Genomic DNA, 26,510 nt, shown 5'->3' on the forward strand with positions numbered 1-26,510 from the left:
GGCTCATCGTAATTGAGAGTGTAGAACCGGTCTGAAGCCACCGGACTCGAGCAGACACCTCGCGATGTAATGCGTGAGGTTGCGGAATCCCAGCGCGGACCCGCGTAGATGCTCGAGTCTGCCGTTGATCGCTTCAGTGGGACCGTTCGACGTTCCCGGTCGGGTGAAGAACGCGAGCACATCAGCAGCTCGACGCTTCAACGTTCGTCCTAACCGTTTGAGCTCGACAAGTTCGGATGGCAGATTCGTTGTCAGGGCGTCGATGACCGTTTGCAAGAGTCTCTTGCCCTCTTTGCGGTCCGCGGTTCGGTAGGCGCTGACAATGTCTTGGTAGACGGCCCAGGTGACTTCGACTTCGGTGAAGTTCGGGTCAGCGAAGAGGTTCGCGATTCTTTCCTGCTGCTTGGTCGTGAGTAAGCTGCTGCCCGTGTGCAGAGTTCTTCTTGCCCGGTACAACGGGTCCTTTGCTCGTCCGCGATGGCCGGTTGTCTCTTGCTGAACTCGGCGACGTACCTCGTCGAGGGCATCACCGGCGAGTTTGACGACGTGGAAGGGGTCCATGACTTCGACAGCGTCGGGCAGCTCCTCAGCTGAGGCTGTTTTGAAGCCGGAGAATCCGTCCATCGCGACGACGTCGATGCCCTCACGCCAGTCTTTCGGTCGGTCTTTCAACCATTGTTTGAACACCTGCTTCGAACGGCCAGCCACCATGTCGAGCAGACGTGCCGAGCCTGTTCCCTCGCTGATCGGGGTGAGGTCGATGATGACGGTGACGTACTTGTCGCCACGCCGGGTATGCCGCCATACATGCTCGTCGACACCAATGACGCTGACCCCGTCGAAACGAGTCGGGTCGTTGATCAACAACCGCTGACCTTCAGCGAGGACGGCGGAGTTCGCGGTGTGCCAGGACACTGCGAGTTTCGCAGCGATGACGGACACGGTGTCGTGATCGATGACGAGGGCACGCAACGCCCAGTCGAGGCCGGTTCGCGAGATCTTCGCTCGTGGTGGTGCCGCGGCTGTGGCGTCTTGACGCCAGACGCGGCCACACTCGACGCATTTGTAACGGCGGAGGCGAAGATGAAGCGTGGTTGGTCGGTAGCCGAAAGGTTCGTGGGCCAGACGGCGGACGACGGTATCGCGAACGATCCCGTGGCCACCGCACCGACGGCACCAGTCATCAGCAGTGTTGGGCCGGCATTCCAGAATCGCCTTGTGCCCGGTGATGTTTTGGCCGGTGCAGGTCAGATCGAGGGTGTCGAGTCGGCAGAATGTCGTGAGGTCAGGGGTCGAGAAAGTAGGCTTGGCCACGTCGAGGTCTTTCGGATGGATTGTGTGAGAACTTCCATCATCGGAAGACCTCGACGTCTATCCGCGCAGCGACTCGCCGTGTCCTGGAATCACCGATCTACACTCTCAATTACGAAGAGCCGGCAAACCCGGAGACGTCGACCGTCGCGGCCCCGTCGTCGCCCCCTACCACCTGCGCCTCGACTGGCTCATGTGGTTCGCCGCCCTCGGCGACTATCGGGACTCGTGGTTCCTCGCCCTCGTCGAACGCCTCGGCACCGGCGACCCCCTCATCCGCAGGCTGCTCGGCCCCGACCCCTTCGACGGCGAGGCACCGGCGCTCATCCGCGCGCGGATGTTCACCTACCGCTACGCCACCCGGGACGAACGCCGCGCGGCGAAGGTAGCAGGCGAACCGGTCCCGTGGTGGGTGCGCTCCGACCCGCGGACTATCCTCCGCCCGGTCGACCTCCGCGGGCGGTGAGCCCGTCGAAACCGACACTTCGCGTCGAGACCGACGCCCAGAATTGTCGGTCTCGGCGCGAAGTGTCCGTCTCGGTGCACCGGCTCGCGCGGCGCCGAAGCCACAATCGCCCCAGGGCGCCCGGCCTACTCGATGCCGAGGGCGAGCAGCACGAGGAGCGCGACATTGAGGGCGATGATGAGCGCCGAGGCGATGACCGCGGCCGTCGTGATCCACCGCCCGTTGGCGTACTCACCCATGATCGCCCGGTTCGCCGTCAGTCTCACGAGCGGAACCATGGCGAAGGGGATTCCGAGGCTGAGGACGACCTGGCTGAGGACGAGCGCCCACGTGGGATCGGCGCCGATGGCGAGCACGATGAGCGCGGGGATCATCGTCACCGCCCGCTGCCACACGATGGGAATGTCGACCCGCAGCAGCCCCTGCATGATCGAGGCCCCCGCATAGGAGCCGACCGCCGACGACGCGAGCCCCGAGGCGAGGAGTCCGATGCCGAAGAAGAGCCCGACCACCTCGCCGAGATTGGCCGTGACGACCGCGTGCGCGCCCTCGATCGTGTCGGTGCCGCCCTCACCGCGCAGGGCAGCGGCGGCGAGGAGGAGCATGGCGATGTTGACCGATCCGGCGATGACGAGGGAGGCGACGACGTCCCACCGGCTGGCCCGGAGCAGACGCGGGATCGCCGTGCGCGGCTGCCCTCCGTGCCGGTCGACCGAGAGCGCGGAGTGGAGGTAGATCGCGTGCGGCATGACCGTGGCCCCGAGCATCGAGGCGGCGAGGACGAGCGAGTTCGTCCCCTCGAGCCGGGGCACCAGCCCGCCGGCGGCCTGCCCCCAGTCGACATCGCCGACGACGAGCCCGGCGAGGAAGCCGATCGCGATGATGGCGAGGAAGCCGATGATGACGAACTCGAAGGGCCGTTGCCCGCGCGAGGACTGGATCGAGAGGAGGACAAGGGAGACGATGCCGACGATGACCCCGCCGAGGAGGAGCGGAAGGTCGAAGAGGATCTTGAGCGCGATGGCGCCACCGACCACCTCGGCGAGGTCGGTGGCGATCGCGACGATCTCCGCCTGCCCCCAATAGGCGAGCCGACGCCTGCGCCCGAGTCGCCGACCGAGGATCCCGGACAGCGACTGCCCGGAGACGAGGCCGAGCTTCGAGGACAGGTACTGGACGAGGACGGCGATGAGGTTCGCGGCGACGAGGACCCAGACGAGGAGGTACCCGTACTCGGCGCCGGCGGTGAGGTTGGCCGCGACATTGCCGGGGTCGACGTAGGCGACGGCCGCGACGAAGGCCGGCCCGAGCAGGAGGAGTGAGGACGTCCCCCGCTTCCTCGCCGAGGCTGTCCCCCGCTGTGTCTCCGACGCGTTCGATGGCATGAAGTTAAGGTACATTAACTTTCCTGTCGCGACAACACAGGGTGCGTGCACCTCCTGTGCGCGCGATCGTCACCTCTTCGACACCTCGGCGACCTTGTGCCGGATGACGCGCGGACCTAGAGTGGATGCATGTCCACTGAACGTGTTCAGTCGAATGCCCGTGAGGCCCAGCGACAGCGGACCGAGGAACACATCCTCACCGTCGCCGCCGAGCTCTTCCTCGACCGCGGGTACCGGGGAACGACCGTACGGGCGATCGCGGAGTCCGCCGGAGTGTCCGCGGGCCGGGTGATGGCCGTCGGGGACAAGGATGCCCTGCTCATCGCCTGCTACGACCGGTGGATCGCGCAGCTCCAGGCGGGCACGTACGCGCTTCCGCACGCTCGCGCGGAACGGCCGCCCGCCTCGGCGGTCCAGGACCATCTGCTCGGGATCTTCCTCCCGTTCCTCGAGTTCTTCGCCGCACACGAGGACCTCGCCCGCGACTACGCGGCCGCGCTCATCCGCGTCCACGGCCGGCCCGACGTCTTCGCCGGACTCTCCGAGGCGCTCCAGGCCTCGCTGCGGGACAACCTCGTCTCGATCGGGATCAGCGAACCCAATGCGCGGGCCTCGGCGGCGGCGCTCTACGACTCCTACATGGGTGTGCTCTTCCGATGGGCGGCCAGCGACATGGGCTTCGACGAGGCGGTCGCAGCACTCGCCCACATCATCGCCTTCCACACCCGGTTCCGGGGTGTGCCGTGAGCTCGCCCGCCGCGGTAGCTGCGGTGAGGATCCCCTCGCCGAGGTGGCTGCCGTGACCCTGCTCCCCGATCCGTGGTGGCCGGGGGCGGTCCTCGCCCTCATCGTCCTCGGCGACGGCGTGATGACGTTCCGCCCGCCGAAGGCGATCGCGGCCTGCCTCGACGGGGTCGGGCTGCCCCGGGACTGGTGGTGGGTGCTCGCCGTCGTCAAGTTCCTCGCTGCCTCCGGACTCGTCGCCGGCTTCTGGATCCCCGGCGTCGGTCTCGCCGCGACCGTCGGCATCGTCGTCTACTTCCTCGCCGCGGCATGGTCGCACATCCGCGCCCGGTACATCGGCCGCGACTTCTGGCTCAACTGCCTCGGGCTGCTCGCGATGAGCATCGTCGTCCTCGTCGGCTCCTTCCTGGTCTGAGTCGATCTTCTCGGCGCGTCGCCGGAGGATCCCGAGGTGCCACGCCGGTGATCCGTCGGCACGCAACCGGCGATGTCGTCGGCGCGTCGCCGGCCACATCGTCGCCCGCCTGGGCCGGAGCCGCCGAGTCCGAATCGTGCTCGAACGGTGCTTCGCATGCCGCGGGGACTCGGCTACGCTCGAAGCAACGGCCGCCGTGCCAGACGAAGGAGCGTCGAGATGCCCGAATTCGCCGACAGCAGCCGCGCTCGCGCCGAATCCACGGCCGAACGCCATTCCCGGTGGACCTGGATCCACGAGACCGCAGCGATGACCGGATGGAACTTCACCGCCCTCGAAGGCCGCCTCATCGCCGATGACCCGCCCTGGGACTTCGACACCATGTGCCTCGACGCGATCGAGGACGCCGACGAGGTGCTCGACATGGGCACCGGCGGCGGCGAGCGCCTCATCTCAATCGTCAAGCGCTTCCGCGGCCGCAATGCCGCCTCCGTCCCGGATGTCGCGATCCACGCGAGCGAGGGGTGGGCACCCAATGTTCCCGTGGCCACCTCGGCGCTCGAGGACTACGGGATCGACGTCACCGAGTATGACAGCGAATCCGGGGACCCCATGCCGTGGGAGGACGGGCAGTTCGACGTCGTCATGAACCGGCACGAGAGCTACGACATCGCCGAGGTGGCCCGCATCCTCGCCCCCGGCGGTCTCTTCCTCACCCAGCAGGTCGACAGCACCGAGGCCGAGGAGTTCCGCCGGTGGTTCGGCGGGACCCCGGAGAACCCCGAGGTCCAGCTCGAACGCTGCGTCGACGAGGTCGAAGCGCAGGGGCTCACGGTCGAGGCGGCGCGGAGGTGGATGGGCACGATGCGGTTCACCGACGTCGAGGCGGTCATCGAGTACCTCGCCTACGTCCCCTGGGATGTTCCGGGCTTCGTCGTCGGCGATCACATCGGCGCCCTCGAACGACTTGCCGCCGAGCGCCGACCGATCGAGGTCACGCAGATGCGGTTCCTCATCGCCGCGACCAAGGGCTGAGAAGGGACTCGGGCGGGAGCAGGTCACTGGTGCCTCAGGGAGTGCTGCCCGCCGAGTGGGATGCACGCCGGGTGGAAGAGGCCGCCGGGTGGGATGCACCCCGGGTGGGAGAGGCGGCCGCACGTCGCTGCGATGAGAGTGTGAGGTTTTCCCGACCCGGGGCATGGGGAAGCCGCATGGGACCCGCGCTCGGGCGTGCGTAGCGTCGTGACCATGACCTCGCCGAACTTCGCGTTCCCCCAGCCCACCGATGACGAGCTCGCGGCACAGGGACCGGCCATCGCCCCGACCGACTCGCCTGCACGCGCCACTGTCGCCCAGCCCGGCGGCACCGTCTCCCCAGGCCCAACCGTCTACGGCGGCGCCACTGGTGCAGCCTCCGTGTCTGCCGACGCCGTCCCGGCGGTCCACCGCCCGGTGCAGACCGGCCCCGTCGACGCCGCCGTCGCATCGGGCACTCCCGGGTCGTCTCGACTCGGGAGGTGGGCGCTCCTCCTCGCTCTCGCGGCTGCCGGCATCTCCCTCATCGCCTCGGCGATCCTCGGAGTCACTGCCGGGCCTGCGGAGGCGGCGACCGGCTCGTACTTCGGTGACGATGCGTGGTACACGAATCTCGGGGTGACGCTCTTCAGCGTGCAGGCACTGTGCACGGTCGCAGGCCTCACCGGTCTCGTCCTCGGCATCGTCGCAGCCGTGTCCGACCGGGGCCGCACTCTGGGCATCATCGCCACCGCGGTCTCAGTGGTCGCCCCGATCGTCTCTTTCGCGCTCTTCCTCATCCTCAGCTTCGCCTTCCTCTGAGCGCACAGCCCGCCGCGACGGCCGTTTCGCGTCGAGATGGACACTCATAACTGCCGGTCTCGACGCGAAACGGCAGTCTCGGTGTCATAATCCTCTTCATGGCCTTCACCGATCCGCGCCACCTCACCCTGCTCTGGTTCCGCGACGATCTGCGCGTATCGGACCACGAAGCGCTCAGCGCCGCGCGCGCCGACGGCGACGTCGTCGCGATCTGGGTCCGCGAGGTCCGCGACGACGAAGGCCGGGGTCCCAGGCCGCTCGGCGCAGCCGCCCGGTGGTGGGTGCATGAGTCGCTCACCGTCCTCGAGCGGGAACTCGATTCGCTCGGCATCCCCCTCCTCGTCGCGGCCGGACCCGCAGCCGAGATCATCCCCGCGGCCGCAGCAGACCTCGGAGCGGGCACGGTCCGCTGGTCGCGCCGCTACGCACCGGCCTCACGTGCTCTCGACGAGGTCGTCACCGACGCACTCGGCGAGAACGGCATCGCCGTCGAAGCCTCACCCGGCGCCCTCCTCGTCGAACCGTGGCAGGTCGAACCATCCTCGGCGAGCGCGTACTACAAGGTCTTCACCCCGTTCTGGAACGCCGCCCGCGAGGTTCCGGTCGGCTCGCCGCTGCCGGTACCGCCGGCGCAGACACTCGATTCCGACACCGCCGCCCGGATCGAGCAGGTCCGTGAGTCCGACTCGCATCTCGTCGCCACGATCGACGACCTCGCACTCCTCTCACCCGCGGGCCCCGCCGGTGGGGACAGCGGCACCGAGGGTTCGCGCACCTCACCGTTCCCGTGGTGGGAGGACACGATCGCCGGGCACTGGACGCCCGGATGCACTGCCGCCGAGGAGGAGGTCGACGACCTCGGCGCCCGGGTCGACGGCTACGCCGAGGACCGCGACATCCCCGCAGACCGGGACGGCACGTCGAGGCTCTCGCCGCGACTGCGGTTCGGCGAGGTCTCCCCGCGGCAGCTCCTCGCCGCCGTCACCGCTCTCACCGATGTCGGTGCCAGCGATCGCGAGGCGTGGGTGCGGCAGCTCTACTGGCGCGAGTTCGCGTGGCACCTCACCTTCCACGTGCCCGACCTGGACTGGCGTCCGATGAGACCCGAGTTCGCCGAATTCCCCTACGAGGACGACCCCGAGGCGCTCGCGGCCTGGCAGCAGAGCAGGACCGGCATCGCGCTCGTCGATGCGGGAATGCGGCAGCTGTGGCAGACCGGCTGGATGCACAACCGCGTGCGCATGGTCACCGCCAGCCTGCTCATGAAGAACCTGCTGCTGCCATGGCAGTCCGGGGAGCAGTGGTTCTGGGACACGCTCGTCGACGCCGATGAGGCGAACAACCCGGTGTCGTGGCAGTGGGTCGCCGGCTGCGGGGCCGATGCCTCACCGTTCTTCCGCGTCTTCAATCCCGAGCGGCAGCGCGCCCGCTTCGATCCTGAGCGCGTCTATGTCACACGGTGGCTCAAGGAGTCCGGACCCCGTCTCGACGGTCCGGTGGGTGAGGGCGATCCGATCGTCGACCTCGGCGAGTCACGGCAGGCGGCGCTGGCCGCCTACGATGCGATGAAGAGCGCCCAGACCGCGGACTGAGTCGCCCGCGCAGCCCCCTCGGGTCGACGGAACCATCCCGAGGGGACCGCTCCGAGGCGAGCGCACCAGCCTCGGCCGGTCCCCTCGCCGCGACATGGTTCCCGCGCGTCCCCACGACCCCTAAGTCCCCGCACGACCCCCAAGTCCGCGCACGACCCTCCCATCCCACGCCGGCGGCCGACCCGGCATCCCAGTATCCGAATCCGCCCTTGACAGTCGAGTGTGACTCCCGCCACGATTGAACAAATCGATTTGGCTCTAGTGAATCCCTACTCACGCGCCTGCGGCCTCGGCCGCGGTCGATGGGCCTCAGCGACGAGGTCCCTGGCGAAGGAGAGACCCCAGCGATGGCAGCTGACACGAACACCGACCATGCGGCATCCGACCCCTCGCGCATCCACCCTGTCGACCGATTGCGACCGGTGCACACGCTCATCCCGTTTGCGATCCAGCACGTGCTCGTCATGGTGGCGACGCCGATCTCAGCCGTCTTCCTCATCGCCAACGCACTGTCGCTGTCGCCGCAGACGACGTCGGCGGTCCTCTCGGCGGTGTTCGTCTTCTCCGGGCTCGGTTCGATCCTCCAATCGGTGGGCGTGTGGAGGATCGGGGTGCGACTGCCCTTCGTCATGGTTCCCGGCGGTGCGGCGACGATCCTCTTCATCTCGATCGGCCAAGGCACCGACCTCTCCACGGCGGTCGGAGCCGTGCTCATCACAGGCGTCTTCTACATCGTCGCCGTGACGCTGTTCGTCAGACTCCTCAAGTTCTTTCCTCCACTGGTCATCGGCGTCATGGTCGTCGTCATCGGAATCAACCTCATCCAGGTCACCGGCAAGCTCATCGTCGGAGAACCGGGAACCTACTCGTACGGAGACCCACAGAACCTCCTTCTCGGCTGCGTCACGATCGTCATCACCGTGCTCTCCTTCAGATTCCTGCGCGGCATGCTCGGCAAGCTCTCCATCGCCATCGGCCTCGTCGGAGGGACAGTGCTCGCGGCCGTCATGGGAAAGACCACCTTCACCGAACAGCTCGACGGTCCTCTGTTCGCGACCCCGACGCTCCTGCCGCTCGGGGCACCGACCTTCGATCTGGTCGCAGCGATCCCCATGCTCCTCTGGGCACTGGCCTCGATGGCCGAAGCCACCGGCCAGACGATCATCAACGGGGAGATCGTCGGGAAGAAGGTCGAACCCACCCGAGACGTTCCCCGCCTCATCCGGGCCGATGGCCTCATCACCGTGGCCGGAGCCCTCTTCGGCACCCCTGCGCTGGTGACGAGTGGGGAGAACGTCGGAATCGTGCGCGCATCAGGAGTCCGCAGCCGATTCGTCACCGCATTCGCGGGCATCCTGCTCATCCTCATCGGCGTCAGCCCGCTCGCCCGCATCCTCAACGGCATCCCGCCGGCCGTCGTCGGGGGCAGCGCGGTCGTCGTGTTCGCGATCATCGCCGTCCTCGGGATTCAGATGCTCGCCCGTGTCGACTTCAACCAGACCGGCAATCTCATCACGGCAACCGTCGGCCTCGCCGCTGGCCTGCTCCCCGTCCTCCTCCCCGGCATGTACGCACACCTGCCCGCGAATGCGGCATCTCTCCTCGGCAGCGGTGTGGCGATGGCGGCATTCGTCTCCGTCCTCCTCAATCTCCTCTTCCACCACACCGGACGCAGAGACAGGCACCCGAAGTCCCGCACCCCGATCGAGGATCCGAGCCGGCTCGAACAGCGGCCAGGGGACTACCGGATCTGAGGGCGCTCGCCGAGGTGGCCGCCTGGTCCCGCGGTCGACGCCCGGACGATCAGTCGTGGATCCGGCCGGTGGGGCCTCTCGACCTCCGGAGAGGCGGGCGATCCATCGAGCACGGCAAGCAGAAGCTCGACGGCGTCTCGCGCGACCTCGTCGAGTCCGAGATCGACCGCGGTGAGCGGCGGGGTGCTCGTCCGCGCCCGCAGGCCGTCATACCGTGTCGCGACGAGGAGGTCGACGCCGACCGAGCGCCCCGCGGCCTCGGCCGCCCGCACCGCACCCGAGGCGAACGTGTCGATCGGCACGAACAGGGCGTCGACATCCGGGGCATCGCTGAGGATGGCCCCAGCCGCATCGGCACCGGCCGGCTCGCCTTCCTCTTCGTCCGCTTCGGCGATGACGGGTGCGAAGCCGTACTCGGCGGCGGCCGCCAGATACGCGTTTCGCGCGGCCACCTGGGCTCCGCGCTCGCTGGTGCCGACGATGAGGGCGGGTCTGCGAGCCCCCTGCGCGATGAGGTGCTCGACGAGCAGCTCTGCCGTCTGCGCATGCCGGAGGTCGACGACCCCACTGGCTTGCGCAACCCCGCCGGGACCGTCGATCGTCACGTAGGGGATCCCCCGGGCCTCGAGGGCGGAGGCGATCGGGTCGTCGACGGCGGGTTCGAGGAGGACCGCACCGTCGATGTCGAGGCGGTCGACAGGGTCGGTGCCGCTCACCGGAGGCGTGAGCATGAAGACGTACCCGCGCAGCAGCGCGGTGCGGGCGCAGCTCATGGCCAGCTCTGTGAAGAAGCCGAGTTGCGAGGGGCCCGCTGAGACCGCCGCCGGCATCGAGGACAGGAGGGCGAGACTCTGCGATCTTCCCTTCCGCAGGCCCTGCGCCCGCACGCTCGGACGATAGTTGAGTTCGGCGGCGACAGCCATGACCCGCTCACGCGTCTGCGAGTTGACCTTGCCCAGACCGTTGAGGGCATGGGAGACCGTCGTCCGCGAGACTCCGGCCTCGCGGGCGACATCGGCGATCGTCGCGCGATGCGGACGCGGTTGAGCAGGCATGGGTTCAGGGTACTTGAGGTTGCCCGGTGGAACGGCCGGCGCGGGGGACAGCCGAGCCTGTCGCATCACGCCTGGATGATGACGAGTCCGCCCGAGACGATGGCGAATCCGAGCACCGTGTAACGGAGCACCGGACCGTCGAGGCGGTGGTGGACGTAGCGGCTGAGGAAGGACCCGACGACGAGGAAGGGCAGCAGCATCGCCGTCGTGACCAGGGTCGGGCCGGCGACCTGGCCGCTCAGCGCCAGCACGAGCAGGGAGATCACCTCACCGACGAGGAAGCACACGGCCACGGTCGACCTCAGTTCGGGGCCGGGACTGTGCTGGTAGGCGAGCGCGTACGGCGGGCCGCCGACTCCTGTCGATGTCTCAGTCACCCCCGTGATGAGGCCGACGGCTGCGAGGGCGGTGCGATTCGGTGAGAACTTCGGTGCGAGCAGTGCTGCGACGGCGGCGATGAGCGTCGACCAGCCGATGAGGAGGGAGAGCTGGTGCAGGTTGACGATGAGGAGGATCCAGAGTCCTGCGAATGTCCCCGCGAAGCGTCCGACACTGATCCACTTCACCCCGTGCCAGTCGATGGCGCTCCTCTCCCGAGCTGCGACGTAGGCGTTGAGCGGGATCATGAGCACGAGGAGCATGACCGGGATGAGGGTCGGGTCGATGAAGCTGACGACCGGGGCGACGATCATCGCGAACCCCATACCCGTCGACCCCTGGACGAACGCGGAGATGAGGACCGTCGCTGCGACGATCGAGAATGCGAGGACCGTCATCCGCGGACCCCTGAGGCACCGCGGGCGCTCAGAGGCCCCGGAGTCTCGTAGGGATCGACTGCGCGGACAGCGGATTCCGCCTGAGCCACCTCGGCGCCGTGCTCCTTCATCCAGGACGCCCGATGCTCGGTGGACAGCGGGTCCACGCGGATGATCGGCGAACCGCCGACGACGCGATCGGCCGCCTGCCGGGCACGCTCAAGCAGACCGTGCCCGTCCCAGTCGACGGGCCACCCTCGGTGCAGGCGCAGACGCCCGGCGACGATGACCGACTCGATCTGGTCGCGGTTGCCGAGGCGCACGAGTTCCCACGGAAGGTCCCACGAGGGCACGAACTCGGGCACGTCGAGGTCGACGACGAGGAGGTCGGCATGGGCGCCGGGAGCGATCTCGCCGACTCTGCCGGCGAGTCCGACGGCGTCGGCGCCTCCGCGCAGGCCCTTCTCCAACCAGGTCCACCCACCGCCGCTCGAGGAGTCACCGGATGCCACGCCGGTCGTCAGCCGCTGGGCGGTCTCAGCGGCATCGAGGAGGCGGAACGCGTCGGACCGGGTGCCGTCCGTGCCTAGGCCCATGCGCACCCCGAGTTCGTGGAGGAGCAGGGCCGGGGCGACGGCGTTGCCCTTCCACGAACTCGCGACGGGGTTGTAGCTGATCGCCGCTCCGGACTCCGCGAGCAGGCGGATCTCCCGGGGAGTGACAAGGGTCGCGTGGGCGGCGAGGAGTTCGGGACCGAGCACGCCGAGGCGGTCGAGTCGTTCGAGCGGTCGTTCGCCGCCCGTGATGAGCGAGCGCTCGACCGCCGCCAGGTGCTCGTTGAGGTGCGTCTGGAAGACCGAACCCGCCTCGCGGGTGAGTTCGGCGAGGACGACCAGCGCCTCGTCCGAGGCGGCCTCGGGAATGGAGACGGCCAAGGACGGATGGACGAGGTCGGCATCGTCCCACCTGCTCAGATGGTGTTCGGCAGCGGCCCTCACCTCGGCGACGGAGGCCGTGCGCACCCCGCCGCCGAGGTCGTTGCCGATGATCCCGAGGACGCACCGGAGCCCGACCTCGGTCGTGGCTTCGGCCATCCTGGCGACGTCGACCCCGGCCCTCGTCCCGGCGTCGGCGACCGTGGTGAAGCCTCCGCGCAGCGACTCCCATGCCGCCAGCCTGGTGGCGACCTCGATGGCCTCCGCATCCATGTGTCCTTCCATGGGGACCCAGACTCGGGCGAAGATCTCGGACGGCTCTCCGAAGACGAGTGACTTGCCGAACGCCTGCGAGAGGTGATGGTGGGCGTCGATGAATCCCGGCATGAGGAGTCGGCGCGGAAGGTCGATGCGGTTCGCGCCCAGGCAGGCCGGGCGGGAGGCGAGGGCATCGAGGGAGTCGACCTCCGCGATCCTTCCGTCGACGACGAGGACCGCGCAGTCGCGCTGCGGGCCGTGGGGCATGAGGACCTGCTCGGGGACGAGGAGCGTCGGAGCTTCATGGAGGGTGCGCAGAGGATTCATGATGTCCTTCGGGATTCTCCGGTGCCGTGGCACACCGTGAGCCAAATCGATTTGGTTACTCCGAGTCTATGGCCCCTCCGTGAGATGGTCAATGCATTCGGCCCTCCCCGGGTCGACGGAACCATTCCGAGGAGACCGCTCCGAGGCGAGCGCACCAGCCCCAGGTGGTCCCCTCGCCGCCACATGGTTCCCGCGACGTAAAATGGCGGTCATGACCACGCTGCCCCTCACCCCCGCCTCGGCGACCTCCGGGGGCCTGGTCTGCCCGTACTTCGAGGCGCACCGCTGCCGGTCGTGCACGCTCATCGAGACTCCGCACGCGCAGCAGATCACCGATAAGGAATCCTGGTGCCGCGACGTCCTCGCCGATCACCCGCCGCGCACGTGGCTGCCGGCCGCCGCGGGTCCCGACCACGACTTCCGCAACCGGGCGAAGCTCGCCGTGGGCGGCAGCGCCGGTGCGGTGACGCTGGGCATCCTCGATGCCGAGTTCGACGGCGTCGACCTCCGCGACTGCGGCATCCAGGCACCGGCGATCCGCGCGGTCATCCCGACCCTCGCCGACTTCCTCGACGACACCGGACTCGACCCCTACGATGTCCCCACCCGCCGAGGCGAACTCAAGTTCGTCCACGTCACCGCGGCCCCCTCGGGGGACCTCATGATCCGGTTCGTCGTCCGCTCACAGTTCGGACTCGAGGTCATCACCGCACGTCAGGACCGGCTGCTCGCCGCCCTCCCGCAGGCGACGGTCGTCTCCGTCAATCTGCTGCCCGAGCACAAGGCCGCACTCGAGGGCAGTCGGGAGGTCATGCTCCGCGGAGAGACGCTGCGGATGGACCTCGAGCGCGTCGACCTGCACCTGCGCCCGCAGAGCTTCTTCCAGACGAACACCGAGGCGGCCACGCTCCTCTACGATCAGGTCGCGACCTGGGTCGACGAGATCGCACCCCGAACCCTGTGGGACCTCTACTGCGGCGTTGGCGGGTTCGCCCTGTGGTGCGCGGTGCCCGGCACGGGTGCAGACGCCGACCTTGGTCCGGGCGCCGACCCGAGACCCGGCATGGACACGGCCGCGGGAGACGACCACGGACTGCCGCCTCGGCGGGTGACCGGCATCGAGGTGAGCGAACAGGCGATCGAGTCGGCTCGAGCGAGCGCGGACGAACTCGGCGTCGACGTCGAGTTCACGGCCGCCGATGCCACGGAGTTCGCGCAGTCTCGGCTGGCGGACTCCCAGCAGGCGGACGGGGACCGGCCGGACTGCGTCATCGTCAATCCGCCTCGGCGAGGGATCGGGGCGACGCTGTCGACGACCCTCGAGGACTCACGCGTCGAGCACATCGTCTATTCGAGCTGCAACCCCCTCACCTTGGCCAAGGACCTCGACCGGATGCCGAGCTACGTCGTCGAGCAGGCGCGCGTCTTCGACATGTTCCCGCACACGAAGCATCTCGAGGTCGCCGTCCTCCTCCGTCGACAGTGAGGACGCTTCGCCGGTACGGAAGGACGGGCGGTGAGGTCGCGGCGACGGCGAGGCAAGGACACCCCCACCGAGGCGGCCGGAGAAACTGTCAGCGGAAAACCCGTGCGCTTTCCCCATTCGGCAGGCTACATTGACTCCATGACGATCTCACTCAACACCGATGCCGTCGAGCACGCTCGTGAGCTCATCCGCGCCGGCAAGGTGGACAGCAACGACCTCGGCGACTGGTCGGCGGAGAAGCCGACGGCCGAAGGCGAAGACGTCTTCATCGCCAACAACGGCTGGGACGCGTACGCGAAATGGCACCTCGGCACCGACAAGGATGCGGATCCGCGGACGAAGAAGGCGTATTCGTTCCCCTACGGCGACTTCGTCGAGGTCCACCGCGCCGCCGTCATCGCCGCGGAATCTCGGGCCGGCGAGTACAAGCACACGGAGATCGAGAAGGCGGCGAAGGAGCTGCTCGACCTCATCGACAAGGACAAGTAGCGGGCGCACGTGTGGCGGAGTGCCGGCTGACCGGCCCCCGTCACGCTCCCTCCCGATCAGCGCCCGTAGTCCATGCCCATCGCCGTGCGCACCTCGGCGAGCGTCTCCTCGGCGATGACGTTCGCCCGGGCGTTGCCCGCTGAGAGGATCTCACGAACCGCGGACGGATTGCGTTCGAGCTCGCGCCGTCGGGTCCGGTGGTCGGCGAGGAACTCGTTGACCGCCTCGGTGGCGGCCTTCTTCAGGGCTCCCGCCCCGGCGTCCCCGATCTCCTCGGCGATCGCCTCGGGGGTCCGCCCGGTGCACACCGCCGCGGTGGTGAGCAGGGCGGAGACCCCGGGGCGGCTGTCCGGGTCGATGGTGATCCGCCGGTCGGAGTCCGTCGCCGCCCTGCGGATGACCTGCGCCGTCTCGTCCGCGCTCATCCCCAGGGCGATGGTGTTGCCGTAGCTCTTCGACATCTTCCGGCCGTCGAGTCCGGGCAGTTCCGGGGTCGTCGTGAGCATCGCCTCGGGTTCGGCGAAGACACGGTCGTAGCGTTCGTTGAACCGCCGGGCGATCGTCCGGGTGATCTCGACATGAGGCAGATTGTCCTTGCCGACCGGGACGAGATTGCCCCGGCAGAAGAGGATGTCCGCCGCCTGGTGCACGGGGTAGGTGAGCAGGAGTCCGCTGAGCGGTCGATCGGAGGCGGCGAGCTCCGCCTTGACCGTCGGGTTGCGCCGCAGTTCGCTGTCGCTGACGAGGCTGAGGAACGGCAGCATGAGCTGATTGAGCGCGGAGACCGCCGAATGCGTGAAGATCGTCGTCCGCTCAGGGTCGATCCCGGCGGCGACGTAGTCGAGGATCGCCGCGTGGACGTTGTCGGCGACGTTCGCCGAGGTGGCCCGATCGGTGATGACCTGATAGTCAGCGAGGACGATGAAGGTCTCGATCCCCTGGTTCTGCAGGGCGACGCGTTCGAGGATGGAGCCGAAGAGATGGCCGAGGTGAAGCCGGCCGGTGGGGCGTTCGCCGGTGAGCATCCGGTAGCGCTCGGGATGGGCATCGATGTCGGTGCGCAGCTGCGGCATGCGATCGAGGGTGGCGGAAAGGGAATCCATGTCTGTTCTCCGTGGGGTGCGAGTGCGGTCAGGGCTGCACGGGTCGCACGGAGAGATCCCACCTCGTCAGCGGGCTGCCATGCAGCCCGCGGGTATGCGTCAGTCGGCTGCGTCGTCGAGCAGCCACCACCAGTTGAGTCGGGTTGTGCGCATGGGACGAGTCTACGTCGTCGCCGAATCCGTGCGTAGACTGGTCGGCGATGACCGGACTGGCCCAGAGTCGCTCACGGATCGGTGACCCGGTCCGCACGTGAGCCGCCAGGGGCGCGAACGCGCCCCTCCTTTCGACACCACGACCTCAGATCGTCATGCCCATCTCGAAAGGACCGTCCATGTCAGCAACCTTCAACTACACCATCGTCGCCGCCGCGGACCCGCAGGAATCGGCGCAGTTCTACGTCGACATCCTCGACGCCGAGCACACCCGGTCATGGGGAGTCTTCGCCAACGTCATGCTCACCGGCGGGGTCATGCTCCAGTTCGCCTCTCCCCCGCCGCCCTACGAGGTCTCCCCGGTGCACATGGCCTTCCTCTGCACCGATGAGCAGTTCGATCGGGCACTCGGCCTCCTGCGGGACCGCGGCCTCGACCACTGGGCCGACCCGCAGCGCACCCGGCCGGGTGAGACGAACACCGAGCACGGGGGACGCGGCGTCTACTTCCTCGACCCTGCCGGTCACTACCTCGAGCTCATCACCGCGCCATACCTGTGAGCCCAGCACCCGACAACGCCAACGGCCGCCGCCCGCTCACCGCGCGCGTTTGGCGAGCTTGAGCACCTCCTCGGTGACAGTGACGTGACTGGTGCGGCGCACGGAGAGGTTCCGCCAGGTCACGGCGGCCAGACCTGCCGCGGCGAGACCGGCGATCGAGACTCCCTTGATCGTCGGACCCGTCCGGTTCGCGAGCAGCTGGGAGGCCGCGAGCAGCGACGATGAGGCCATGAGCCCATCGACGAGCTTGTCGGTGAGTTCGTCGGGGTCGCGGAGGTTGATCTCGAATCGGGTGTCGCCGTTGCGCAGCTGCTGGACGAGGATCTCGAGGTCACGGGGCAGGTTGTTCGCCATCCGCGTCCAGTTCGACGTCGACCGGACGAAACGCTCGAAGAGCTTCTGCGGAGAGTTCTCCTTCTGCGCATGCTCACGCAGATACGGCCCGAGGTACTCCTCCATCGTCACGGTGCTGCCGATCTGGATGCCGAAGCCTTCGAGCCTCGACATGACGCGCACGAGCATCGCGAGGTCGCTGGGGAAGCTGAGCTCCTTCTCGTGGAGGAGCTGCATGCACGCGTTCATCGCCGCACTGAGATCGATGTCGGCAGACGCCGTGTCCTCGGGCAGGTACTGCGCCATCCACTTGTCGATGGCCATCTCGAGGTCTTTGACGTCCGTCGAGGCCGGCGCTTTGCACACGACGATGATGACGTCGGTGAGCCCGGAGACGTCGCGTCCGACGACCGCGGTGAGCAGCCGGATGACGTCGTTGCGGCGGGGTCCGGCGAGGTAGCCGACGTCCCCGTAGTCGAGGAGGACGACGTGCTCGGAGTCGGAGACGAGGAAGTTCCCCGGGTGCGGATCGGCGTGGTAGAGACCATGGTCGAAGATCATCGTCATCCACGCATTGGTCACATGCTGGGTGAGGTCGTTGACGGTCCACCCGCTCGCGGTGACGTCGGCTGCCGTGCGCAACGACGACCCTGCCATCTGCTCCATCGTGAGCACTCCCGCGGCGCTGAGCTCCGGGAACGGCTTGGGCACGAGCAGCCAGTCGAATTCGCTGAGTTCCTGGGTGAAGCGCTGCATCGCACCGAGTTCGTTGCGCAGGTCGACGGCCTGGGTCATCATCTCGGCGAACTGTTCGACGGCCTTCACAGGGTGGAAGCGGGCGAGGTCGGGATCGGCGGATTCGGCGAAGCGGGCGACCTTGCGCATGAGGTCGAGATCCCCGCGCACCTTCTCCTCGGCGCCGAAGTGGAGGACCTTGACCACGGCCGGCGTTCCGTCCTTGAGCACGGCGTGGTGGGCCTGAGCCACCGATCCGGAGGCGAAGGGTTCGTCGTCGAAGGAGGCGAAGAGTTCGGTCACGGGCGCCCCGAGGTCGGCTTCGACGCGTTCCCGAGCCTTTCCCGGTGGATCGGCGGGCACTTCGGCCTGCAGCCCGGCGAGCGCCTCGGCGATGTCCGTGCCCACGAGGTCGGCGCGCATGCTCAGGGACTGGCCGAGTTTGACCCACGTCGTCCCGAGTTCGGTGAACGCCGCGGTCAGACGCGCTCCTGCGTCGAGTTCGACGAGGTCGGGGTCGGCGAGCTTCGTCGCCAGGCTGGTGTCCCCGTCGGCGGCGGCGAGCTTGCGGGCGGACTGTTCGGCGATGCCGTACCGGGCGAGGACTTCGAGGATCTCCCGCGCGCGGGCGGCGTCTCCGCCGAACATGGTCGGGTGTGGGGATGCCATGGCTGCTCCTGTGTCTGGCACGAAGATCCGGTCGACCTCCGCTTGAGGTGGGCACAGTGTAACCACCGGACATCGGCACGGGGTGCGAATCGACCCCGCCGAGGCGGGTGCCGGGTTCACGTCACCGCGTCCTCGGGGACCGGCTCGGGGGCCTTGGCCCTCACCGTCACCACCCGGACGAACACCGTGACCGTCGCGGCGACCGCGACCGTCGCGGCGACCGCGAGCACCGTGACGATGACGACGAGGGGCTCGCTGCGCAGCATCTGCGGGATGAGGCGAGCGGGAATGATCGAGGCGAAGACGAAGGCGATCAGGGTGCCGATGTAGGCGCCGATCATGAAGTGGCGGTGGACGCGGACCGAGCCCAGGCGAATCGCGGTGATCGCTGTGGCGACGCAGACGAGCGTCCAGATCGAGAGTCCGTGGAGCCAGGTGAACCCGTCGGGCATGATCCAGAAGCTCGAGACGCACACGGTGACGATGGCGGTCACCCAGCCGGCGCCGAGGATCCGGTGGGCCGTGTCGCGCCGGCGGCGGAAGATCTGCACAGGACCGAGCAGAAGGACGTAGAGGGCGGCGATGGCATGGAGGGCGATGACCGGGGTGAGCGTGTCCATGCCTGTAGGATAGTTTCACTATCTACACTGGCGCCATCAGGATAGTCGCCGGTCGGACCACTATCCAGCGGGGAGGGGACCATGCTGCTCAATGAGCTTGCGGCCGCAAGCGGATGCTCGGCGGCGACGATCAAGTACTACCGCCGTGAGGGACTGTTGCCGCCCGGCGAGCGGATCACCGCGACTCGTCAGGACTACGGCACCCGACATCTCGAGAGGCTCGCTCTCATCCAGGTGCTGCGCGAGGTCGCCGATGCTCCGATCCCCGCGATCCGCAGGCTCACCGCGCTCCTTGATGACCCGTCGGTGCCCCTCATCCGGGCGCTCGAGGAGGCGCAGGCGATCGCCCTGGGCGACCTGGCGACCGGAGACCCGGCCGCCGGCGACCGTCCTGAGCACCCCACAGTCGCCGCACTGCTCGAGCGGATGGACTGGCCGGACATCGGGTCGATCCCGCGCCGGGCTCTCGACGAGGTGCTGCACACTCTGGCGGCGTGGGAGATGCCCGATGGGATCGACACCGTCATGCGCTACGCGGTGCCGATGGCGGAGATCTCCCGCGGGGACGTCGCGTCTCTGCACAGAGGCTCCCTGCAGAAGGGCTCCCTGCAGAGAACCGAGGACGGGGACGAGCCCTCGGAGGACGTCAAGGTCATGCGCGCCGTGGCCGGGACCATCGCCTTCGACCAGCTCATCCGGGCGCTGCGGGCGCTCGGTCACGTCTCGCTCAGCGTCACCGCCGACCCCAGCCAAGGATCCGAACAGCCCTGAGACCCGACCGAGCGCTCACCGCAGCTTCGCGGTCACCTCGGCGGCTGCGGCGAGCACACGCTCGACGAGGTCCTCGGACACCTCACCGGCGCCCGAGGTCACCGAAGCGTCATCGGACCCAGCGTCGGCCCGGTCTGCACTGTCAGCCCTCGCACCGGCTCCCGCCTCGGTGCCGGCACCCGCCTCGGTGCCGGCCTGAGCACCGACCGCAGGGTCGGCGACGGAGAGTCCGATCGCGGCGATCGGGCGGGAGAGGACGTCATAGACCGGGGCGGCGAGCGTCGAGATCCCCGGCGTCACCTCACCGTGTTCGATCGCCCACCCGGCACGCCTGGTCTGGGCGAGCAGGGCGTTCAGCTGTCTCAACGAGCCCGGGCCGACCCCGGTGCGGGTGACGAACGACGACTCGGACTGGAACATCGCGAGCACCTCGGACTTCGGCAGCTGCGCGAGGATCGCGCGCCCCGTCGCCGTGAGGTAGCTCGGCATCCGCACGCCGGTCGCGGTGACGACGGCGACGGACCGCAGCGACTGCTCCTTGAGCACGTAGACGGTCTCCCACCCGCGGATGATCGCCAGCTGCGCGGTCGCCGAGGTGTCCTCGGCCAACTGTCGCACGACCGGCTGCGCGAGGCGCTGCAGCGGGTTTGTCCGCAGGTACGAGCTGCCGAGCTCGTGGACTCCGGGACCGAGCACATACCCCGGTTCGGTGCGCACGACGAGCCCGAGCTCCTCGAGCACGGAGAGGAGCTCGTAGACGCTCGAGCGCGGGATCTCGAGGGCCCGGACGAGGGCACCCGCGGAGATCGCGCGGTTCGATGACGCCAAGTGCCTGAGGATCGCCACCGACCGTCGCAACGCAGGGACCTCCGCCATGCCTCAGCTCGCCGCCGAGGCGTCAGGTGCGGACAGGGAGGACGCCGGCCGTCCCGGGTCCATGTCCAGGGCGGCGAACGCCTCGGCGTAGAGTTCGGCGATCGACCCGAGCGCGGTGTGGACGCCGTCGCGGACGCGGACGACTCCCCCGCTCACGGTCGAGTGGATGTCCGCTGCGGTCGCACTGAGCACGGCCTGCTCGTCGAGCGAGCCGACGGTGCGCATGCTGTCGGTGCGCACGGCGATGAAGTCGCACGCCTTCCCGACGGCGAGTTCACCGACAGGGAGGTCGAGGCTGCGTGCCCCGCCGCGAGTGAGCGCGTCGATGAGTTCGGCCGGGGAGAACCGTCCGCGCTCTCCGCTGCGCAGCCGCTCACCGGCCTCGAGTCCCTGGGTCTCGCGCAGCGCATCGAGGACGACGTGCTGGTCGGAGCCGAGCGCGATCGTCGCTCCCGCCTCGGCGAGTTCGCGGGCGGGACCGATGCCGTCGGCGAGGTCGGCCTCCGTGCACGGGCACATGACGATCGTCGTCGCCCCCTCACCGAGGGTCGCGATGTCCGCATCGCTGAGGTGCGTGGCATGGACCGGGGAGAGCCGCTCCGTGACGACTCCGGCACGGGCGAGCACCAGGGTCGGGGTCGTCCCGTAGGCGGCGATCGACGCCTCGTTCTCCGCCGGCTGTTCCGAGAGGTGGACGTGGAGGGGGCCGGTGATCTCGGCAAACCGCGGCAGGTCGGCGGCCGGAACCGCACGCACCGAGTGGATCGCCGCCCCGACGGTGACGAAGCTGTTGCCCGCAGTGTCGACGGGGAATTCGGTCGCGAAGTCCGCTTCGAGTCGCGTGTGCCGGTCGAGGTAGCCCTCGATCGTGCCGTCGCCGAAGCGGGCCTGCTCGTCGGAGAGCTCGGTTCCGATGCCGCCGGTGAGGTAGCACGTGTCGAGGAGTCGGATCCGGATCCCCGCCGAGGCGGCCGCCCGAGCCAGCGCCCGTTCCATCGCGTGGGCCTCGGGGTAGGGGGTCCCGCCCGGAGCGTGGTGAACATAGTGGAATTCGCCGACCGAGGTGTAGCCGCCGGCGAGCATCTCCGCGAAGACGGCCCGGGCGACGGTCTCGTAGCTCTCCGGGCTCAGACGCCCGGCCACGGAATACATGACCTCACGCCACGTCCAGAAGGTGCCGCCGTCGCCGTGGGTGCGGCCGCGCAGGATGCGATGGAAGGCATGCGAATGGGCGTTGACGCCTCCAGGCAGGGTGAGGCCGCGAATGACCTCGGCGTCGGCGGGCGCCTCCGCGATCCCTGTGTCGACCGCGGTGAGCGTGCCGGTCTCATCGGCGGTGAGGAGGACGCCGGTGGCGACGGCCCCGTCGACCCACGCGGATTCGCACCAGAAGCGGGTCATCGCGCGCCTCCTGTCGCCGGCACACCGAGGTCGTCGGCGGTCGCGACGCCGAGTTCGCTCTCGAGCACGGCGACGAGCGCGGAGACGCCGGCGCGCGCATCGTCGTCCTCGCAGGCCTCCTCCGGCGCGTGGGAGACGCCGGTGGGGTTGCGGACGTAGAGCATCGCCGAGGGCACGTGGGCGGCGAGGATCCCCGCGTCATGGCCGGCCCCCGAGGGCAGCATCGGCGATTCCGGCAGCACCGAGCGCAGACGGTCGTTGAGGTCGGCGGTGAAGCGTGTTGTCGGCGAGTACGACTCCTGGGAGACGGTGACGCTCACCCCGGTGTCGGCGGCGTGCTCGCGGGCCCGGGCGGTGATCGCCGCGAGGACCTGGTCGACGACGGCATCGGACTCGTGCCGGATGTCGAGCCAGAAGCTCATGGCCGAGGCGATGACGTTCGTCCCGCCCGGGTGGATGAGGGTGCGCCCGACGGTGGCGACGGCTCTCGCGTCAGTGGCGGCCGCTAGGGTCGGGATGTCGCCGATCACTCGCGATGCGGCCACCACCGGATCGGCGCGGTGGCTCATCGGAGTCGTTCCCGCGTGATTGCCCTGACCGGCGAACGCGAGATGCCAGCGTCCGTGACCGATGATGGAGGATCCGATGGCCACAGCCTGATCAGTGCCGGCCAGTCCGATGCCCTGCTCGACGTGGAGTTCGATGAACGAGCCGATGCTCCGCAGGCGTTCGGGGTCGGTGCCGACGCGTGCGGGGTCGAGCCCGTAGCCGCGGGCGACGTCGGCGAACGTGTCCCCGTTCGCGTCGGTGAGCCCGAGCGCACGGTCGGCATCGATCGCTCCGGTGATGAGCCGCGACCCGAGGCAGGCGACACCGAAGCGCGAACCCTCCTCCTCGGGGAAGACGGCGAGGGCGAGCGGCCGGGTGGCGCGCTCGAGGGCGCCGGAGTCCCGGAGCTCGTCGAAGGCGGCGAGCGCCGAGGCGACCCCGAGGGGTCCGTCGAAGGCGCCACCGCCGGGCACCGAGTCGAGGTGGGATCCGGTGACGACGGCATTCGCCCGCCCCGCCGACGCGTCGCCTCCTGCCGAGTCGTCGCCGGTCGTCGCGTTGGGCGTGTGCGCCCACGCCCACGTGATGCCGTTGGCGTCGATCTCGGTGTCGAGACCGCGCCGGTTCACCTCGGCGAGGAACCATTCGCGCAGATCGCGTTCCGTCGTCGAGAAGCCCGTCCGCTGGTAGCCCGGCCCTCGCGGGTCACGTCCGGTGTCCTCGATCTGCCCGAGCAGGGAGACGACGTCGCTCATCTCAGCGGCCCTCGCCCGCGGTGTCGCCGGCGGCACCCGCCTCGTCGGGGTGGTACTCGGTCGTCGCGGCGGCCGTGCCCGAGGCCTCGGCGGCGGCGTCGAGGTTGCCGAGCGCCGTGAAGTCGGGGTCGTCGACGGCCGGACCGCCGCCGACCGGCTGCCACGTGCCGGCGGCCGCGGTGACGGTGTGGGTGAGCGGGGTGACCGCCTCGGCGGCGGCGACGAGGGAACCGTCCTTGACCTTGGCGATCGTCTCGGCGAGCTCCGGGGAGAGGAAGCGGTCGGGTCCGGGACCGGGCACGGTCTCACGGATCGCGGCGATCACTGCTCCGGTCACCGGTGCCGGCTCTGCCTCGCGCATGTCGCACGCGCGGGAGGCGGCGTAGAGCTCGATGCCGATGACGCTGGCGAGGTTGTCGACGACCTTGCGCAGCTTGCGGGCGGCCGACCAGCCCATCGACACGTGGTCCTCCTGCATCGCCGAGGACGGGATCGAATCGACCGAGGCGGGGGTCGCGTTGCGCTTGGCCTCGGAAACCATGGCCGCCTGCGTGTAGTGGGCGATCATCAGACCCGAGTCGACGCCGGCGTCGTCGGCGAGGAAAGGGGTGAGGTCCTGGTTGCGGGCGACGTCCATCATCCGGTCGGTGCGGCGCTCGGCCATCGATGCGACGTCGGCGGCGACGATCGCGAGGAAGTCGAGGGCGTGGGCGAGCGGGGCACCGTGGAAGTTGCCGTTCGAGGACACCATTCCGTTGGTGAGCACGACGGGGTTGTCGATCGCTGCCCGCAGTTCGCGTTCGGCGACCTGCGTGGCGAAGGCGAGCGCGTCACGGGCGGCGCCGTTGACCTGCGGGGCGCAGCGCATCGAGTAGGCGTCCTGGATGAGGTGCGTCGAGTCGCGGTGACTGGCGGTGATGCCCGAATCCTTGAGGGCTGCGAGCATGTTCGCCGCCGAGGCGGCCTGACCGTCGTGCGGGCGCAGCGCGTAGTGGAGCTCGGGCGCGAAGACCGCGTCGGTGCCGAAGAGTCCTTCGATGCTCATCGCCGCAGAGATGTCGACGGCGGTGAGCAGGCTCTCGAGGTCGGTCAGGGCCATGATGAGCATGCCGAGCATCCCGTCGGTGCCGTTGACGAGGGCGAGGCCCTCCTTCTCGGCGAGCGTGACCGGGGTGATGCCCGCAGCGGCGAGGATCTCATCGGCGGGACCGGCGACACCGTCGGGGCCCTCCGCGACGCCTTCGCCCATGACGACGAGCGCGCACGCGGACAGGGGCGCGAGGTCGCCCGAGCAGCCGAGCGAGCCGTACTCGTGGACGACGGGGGTGATGCCGGCGTTGAGCATGTCGACGTAGGTCTGGAGCACCTCGGCGCGGACACCGGCGCGCCCGGTGGCGAGCGTCCGGGCGCGCAGAAGCATGAGGGCGCGCACGACCTCGCGTTCGACGGGTTCGCCGACGCCCGCGGCATGCGAGCGGATGAGGGACTTCTGCAGCTGCGTGCGCAGTTCGGCGGGGATGTGGCGCTGGGCGAGGGCTCCGAACCCGGTCGAGACACCGTAGACGGGCTTCGGGGCGGCGGCGAGCGCGTCGACGGCCTCGCGGTACTTCGCGACCCGGGCCAGGGTCCTCTCGCTCAGCGACACCTTCGCGTCGCCACGGGCCACGTCGACCACCTCGGCGAAGGTGAGGGTGTCGGGATCGAGATCGATGACAGCGGGCATCGGGAGCCTTTCTTCTGTGTCGGTCGGACCGGTCGGTCCTGCCGGGGTGGTCGAGTTGGTCGGGGTGGTCGAACTGGTCGGGGTCGGGCCCGCAGAGCAGTGTAGGCGCTGCGAGCCGGGACGTTACAGGAGCAGGTGGGCGAGCGGGGCGGAGATGAGGATCGTGAGGACGACGCGTTCGAACCAGATGATGACGAGCGCGCCGACGGAGATCGGGATCTCGGTGGCGAGGATCGAGGGCACCATGGCGGAGAAGAAGATGATGCCGGCCACGGAGACGACGGCGATGACGAAGCGCAGCACGAGGTCGTCGGAGCCGGCGACCTGGGTGGCGGGCAGGAACATCTCGACGAGCCCGAGTGCGGAGGCCTTGCCGGCGAGGACCGGGTCGGAGAGCTGAGTCACCCACGTGAAGGGGACGAAGATCCATCCGAGCCAGTCGAAGATCGGGGTGTACTTCGCCAGCAGCAGTCCGATGAGGCCGACGGAGAGGATCGAGGGCAGGATCGACGATGCCATGAGCAGACCGTCACGGAAGTTGATCCAGAGGTTCCGGCCCAGGCTCGGGGTCTCTGCCAGTGTCGCCTTCGCCTCCCGCCACGCGATGCGGAAACGGTGCTTGGTCACCTTCTCCTCGGGCTGCGGGGTCGCCCCCGGGTAGTAGGTGTCCGGGATCCGCCGCAGCGGCGGGAGGTGGACGGTAATCGCGGTGACGACGAACGTGACGACGAGGGTGAAGAAGAAGTAGAGCAGCCAGTGGTCCATGAGGTCGAGCGTCTTCGCGACGACGATCATGAACGTCGCCGAGACCGTGGAGAACCCGGTGGCGATGATCGCGGCCTCCCGTGCGGTGTACTTGCCCTCCTTGTACACGCGGTTGGTGATGAGCAGACCGAGCGAGTAGCTGCCGACGAACGAGGCGACCGCGTCGATGGCCGAACGGCCCGGGGTCTTGAACACCGGGCGCATGATCGGCTGGACGAGGACGCCGATGAACTCCATGAGCCCGTACCCGACGAGGAGGGCCAGGAAGATCGCACCGACGGGGACGATGAGGCCGACGGGGATGACGAGCTTGTCCCAGAGGAAGGGCCCGATGTCCTCAGCGGCGAGCCAGGCCGGCGGGGCGGTGAGGATGAGGATCGCGACGACGAGTCCGACGACGCCGAGGACGGCGAAGATCCCCTTCGTCACCGAGGACTTCCATGTTCCCGTGACGAAGGGGCGGACGGCGCCGAGGAGGATGAGCGCGAGCACGATGAACGGTACGACGGGTCCGGCGAAGGTGCGGATCGCGGTGACGATGTGGTCGAGCGGGATCGTCGAGGTGCCGGCGATCGTCACGGGCACGAAGAACATGACGATCCCGATCGCACTGTAGGCGAAGAACCGCCAGGTGCCGGGCCGTTTCGTCGAAGTCTGTGCCTCTGTCGGGGTGTCCATGATTCTCCTTC

Annotated in this window: 24 protein-coding genes; 11 read left to right on the forward strand and 13 right to left on the reverse strand. The window is 68.9% G+C overall.

Annotation, left to right across the window (positions count from 1 at the left end):
• Window positions 1-3 precede the first annotated feature (3 nt).
• Window positions 4-1,314, reverse strand: coding sequence for an ISL3 family transposase (locus EZE58_RS08065; RefSeq protein ID WP_167560104.1), 1,311 nt, complete (start codon window positions 1,312-1,314; stop codon window positions 4-6).
• A gap of 88 nt (window positions 1,315-1,402) precedes the next feature.
• Here EZE58_RS08065 and EZE58_RS08070 point away from each other — a divergent pair, with 88 nt between their 5' ends.
• Window positions 1,403-1,777, forward strand: coding sequence for a lipase maturation factor family protein (locus EZE58_RS08070; RefSeq protein WP_167560338.1), 375 nt, complete (start codon window positions 1,403-1,405; stop codon window positions 1,775-1,777).
• A 125-nt stretch (window positions 1,778-1,902) separates the two neighbouring features.
• Here EZE58_RS08070 and EZE58_RS08075 read toward each other — a convergent pair whose 3' ends face one another.
• On the reverse strand, window positions 1,903-3,162 hold the full coding sequence (locus tag EZE58_RS08075) for an Nramp family divalent metal transporter (RefSeq protein ID WP_232254157.1): 1,260 nt from the start codon (window positions 3,160-3,162) through the stop codon (window positions 1,903-1,905).
• Between the two features lie 129 nt (window positions 3,163-3,291).
• Here EZE58_RS08075 and EZE58_RS08080 point away from each other — a divergent pair, with 129 nt between their 5' ends.
• The 6 genes from EZE58_RS08080 (at window position 3,292) to EZE58_RS08105 (ending at window position 9,503) form a co-directional block, all read left to right on the forward strand.
• Window positions 3,292-3,909, forward strand: a complete 618-nt coding sequence (locus EZE58_RS08080; protein ID WP_131248164.1) for a TetR/AcrR family transcriptional regulator — start codon at window positions 3,292-3,294, stop codon at window positions 3,907-3,909.
• Window positions 3,910-3,961: 52 nt separating this feature from the next.
• Window positions 3,962-4,321, forward strand: a complete 360-nt coding sequence (locus tag EZE58_RS08085; RefSeq protein ID WP_167560233.1) for a DoxX family protein — start codon at window positions 3,962-3,964, stop codon at window positions 4,319-4,321.
• 219 nt (window positions 4,322-4,540) lie between these two features.
• Window positions 4,541-5,356, forward strand: a complete 816-nt coding sequence (locus EZE58_RS08090) for a class I SAM-dependent methyltransferase (RefSeq protein WP_009377521.1) — start codon at window positions 4,541-4,543, stop codon at window positions 5,354-5,356.
• 213 nt (window positions 5,357-5,569) lie between these two features.
• Window positions 5,570-6,157: a hypothetical protein gene (locus EZE58_RS08095; protein WP_063248979.1), complete on the forward strand. Its 588-nt coding sequence runs from the start codon at window positions 5,570-5,572 to the stop codon at window positions 6,155-6,157.
• Window positions 6,158-6,255: 98 nt separating this feature from the next.
• Window positions 6,256-7,749, forward strand: coding sequence for a deoxyribodipyrimidine photo-lyase (locus tag EZE58_RS08100; protein WP_167560235.1), 1,494 nt, complete (start codon window positions 6,256-6,258; stop codon window positions 7,747-7,749).
• Window positions 7,750-8,096: 347 nt separating this feature from the next.
• Window positions 8,097-9,503: a uracil-xanthine permease family protein gene (locus tag EZE58_RS08105; protein ID WP_009377524.1), complete on the forward strand. Its 1,407-nt coding sequence runs from the start codon at window positions 8,097-8,099 to the stop codon at window positions 9,501-9,503.
• Here EZE58_RS08105 and EZE58_RS08110 read toward each other — a convergent pair.
• From EZE58_RS08110 to EZE58_RS08120, 3 genes are all read right to left on the reverse strand, one after another.
• Window positions 9,491-10,558 carry a LacI family DNA-binding transcriptional regulator gene (locus EZE58_RS08110; protein ID WP_009377525.1) on the reverse strand — a complete coding sequence of 356 codons (1,068 nt, stop codon included), beginning with the start codon at window positions 10,556-10,558 and terminating at the stop codon, window positions 9,491-9,493. The two genes, EZE58_RS08105 and EZE58_RS08110, sit on opposite strands and share 13 nt — an antisense overlap.
• A gap of 65 nt (window positions 10,559-10,623) precedes the next feature.
• Window positions 10,624-11,334, reverse strand: a complete 711-nt coding sequence (locus EZE58_RS08115) for a sulfite exporter TauE/SafE family protein (RefSeq protein WP_009377526.1) — start codon at window positions 11,332-11,334, stop codon at window positions 10,624-10,626.
• Window positions 11,331-12,833, reverse strand: coding sequence for an amidohydrolase family protein (locus tag EZE58_RS08120; protein ID WP_009377527.1), 1,503 nt, complete (start codon window positions 12,831-12,833; stop codon window positions 11,331-11,333). Before EZE58_RS08120 ends, EZE58_RS08115 begins: the two co-directional genes overlap by 4 nt.
• A gap of 211 nt (window positions 12,834-13,044) precedes the next feature.
• On the opposite strand from EZE58_RS08120, the gene EZE58_RS08125 reads away from it, so the two are divergent.
• Both EZE58_RS08125 and EZE58_RS08130 read left to right on the forward strand, forming a co-directional pair.
• Window positions 13,045-14,319 (forward strand): methyltransferase domain-containing protein, encoded by a 1,275-nt coding sequence (locus EZE58_RS08125; RefSeq protein ID WP_205772181.1) that lies wholly within the window; start codon window positions 13,045-13,047, stop codon window positions 14,317-14,319.
• 138 nt (window positions 14,320-14,457) lie between these two features.
• Window positions 14,458-14,808, forward strand: a complete 351-nt coding sequence (locus EZE58_RS08130; protein ID WP_131248167.1) for a hypothetical protein — start codon at window positions 14,458-14,460, stop codon at window positions 14,806-14,808.
• 56 nt (window positions 14,809-14,864) lie between these two features.
• On the opposite strand, the gene trpS is transcribed toward EZE58_RS08130, so the two are convergent.
• Complete coding sequence (gene trpS, locus EZE58_RS08135; protein ID WP_167560237.1) at window positions 14,865-15,911, reverse strand: tryptophan--tRNA ligase; 1,047 nt, start codon at window positions 15,909-15,911, stop codon at window positions 14,865-14,867.
• A 332-nt stretch (window positions 15,912-16,243) separates the two neighbouring features.
• On the opposite strand from trpS, the gene EZE58_RS08140 reads away from it, so the two are divergent.
• Window positions 16,244-16,624: a VOC family protein gene (locus EZE58_RS08140; protein ID WP_167560238.1), complete on the forward strand. Its 381-nt coding sequence runs from the start codon at window positions 16,244-16,246 to the stop codon at window positions 16,622-16,624.
• Between the two features lie 36 nt (window positions 16,625-16,660).
• Here the strand turns inward: EZE58_RS08140 and EZE58_RS08145 are convergent, their stop codons facing one another.
• A complete protein-coding gene (locus tag EZE58_RS08145; RefSeq protein WP_167560240.1) occupies window positions 16,661-18,361 on the reverse strand; it encodes an AarF/UbiB family protein in 1,701 nt (566 codons plus the stop codon).
• Between the two features lie 116 nt (window positions 18,362-18,477).
• Complete coding sequence (locus EZE58_RS08150) at window positions 18,478-18,981, reverse strand: DUF2306 domain-containing protein (protein WP_167560242.1); 504 nt, start codon at window positions 18,979-18,981, stop codon at window positions 18,478-18,480.
• Window positions 18,982-19,062: 81 nt separating this feature from the next.
• Here EZE58_RS08150 and EZE58_RS08155 point away from each other — a divergent pair, with 81 nt between their 5' ends.
• Window positions 19,063-19,752 carry a MerR family transcriptional regulator gene (locus tag EZE58_RS08155; protein WP_009377534.1) on the forward strand — a complete coding sequence of 230 codons (690 nt, stop codon included), beginning with the start codon at window positions 19,063-19,065 and terminating at the stop codon, window positions 19,750-19,752.
• A 15-nt stretch (window positions 19,753-19,767) separates the two neighbouring features.
• On the opposite strand, the gene EZE58_RS08160 is transcribed toward EZE58_RS08155, so the two are convergent.
• The 5 genes from EZE58_RS08160 to EZE58_RS08180 form a co-directional block, all read right to left on the reverse strand.
• Window positions 19,768-20,628 (reverse strand): IclR family transcriptional regulator, encoded by an 861-nt coding sequence (locus EZE58_RS08160; protein ID WP_040341574.1) that lies wholly within the window; start codon window positions 20,626-20,628, stop codon window positions 19,768-19,770.
• Window positions 20,629-20,631: 3 nt separating this feature from the next.
• Complete coding sequence (locus EZE58_RS08165; RefSeq protein WP_009377536.1) at window positions 20,632-22,029, reverse strand: formimidoylglutamate deiminase; 1,398 nt, start codon at window positions 22,027-22,029, stop codon at window positions 20,632-20,634.
• A complete protein-coding gene (locus EZE58_RS08170) occupies window positions 22,026-23,333 on the reverse strand; it encodes an allantoate amidohydrolase (protein ID WP_167560244.1) in 1,308 nt (435 codons plus the stop codon). The genes EZE58_RS08165 and EZE58_RS08170 overlap by 4 nt, the downstream gene beginning before the upstream one ends.
• 1 nt (window position 23,334) lies before the next feature.
• Window positions 23,335-25,056: a histidine ammonia-lyase gene (hutH, locus tag EZE58_RS08175; RefSeq protein ID WP_095375170.1), complete on the reverse strand. Its 1,722-nt coding sequence runs from the start codon at window positions 25,054-25,056 to the stop codon at window positions 23,335-23,337.
• A 123-nt stretch (window positions 25,057-25,179) separates the two neighbouring features.
• Window positions 25,180-26,499: a YjiH family protein gene (locus EZE58_RS08180; protein WP_009377539.1), complete on the reverse strand. Its 1,320-nt coding sequence runs from the start codon at window positions 26,497-26,499 to the stop codon at window positions 25,180-25,182.
• Window positions 26,500-26,510: the final 11 nt, after the last annotated feature.

Origin of the sequence: Brevibacterium sp. LS14 (assembly GCF_012027885.1) — a bacterium.
GTDB lineage: Bacteria > Actinomycetota > Actinomycetes > Actinomycetales > Brevibacteriaceae > Brevibacterium > Brevibacterium casei.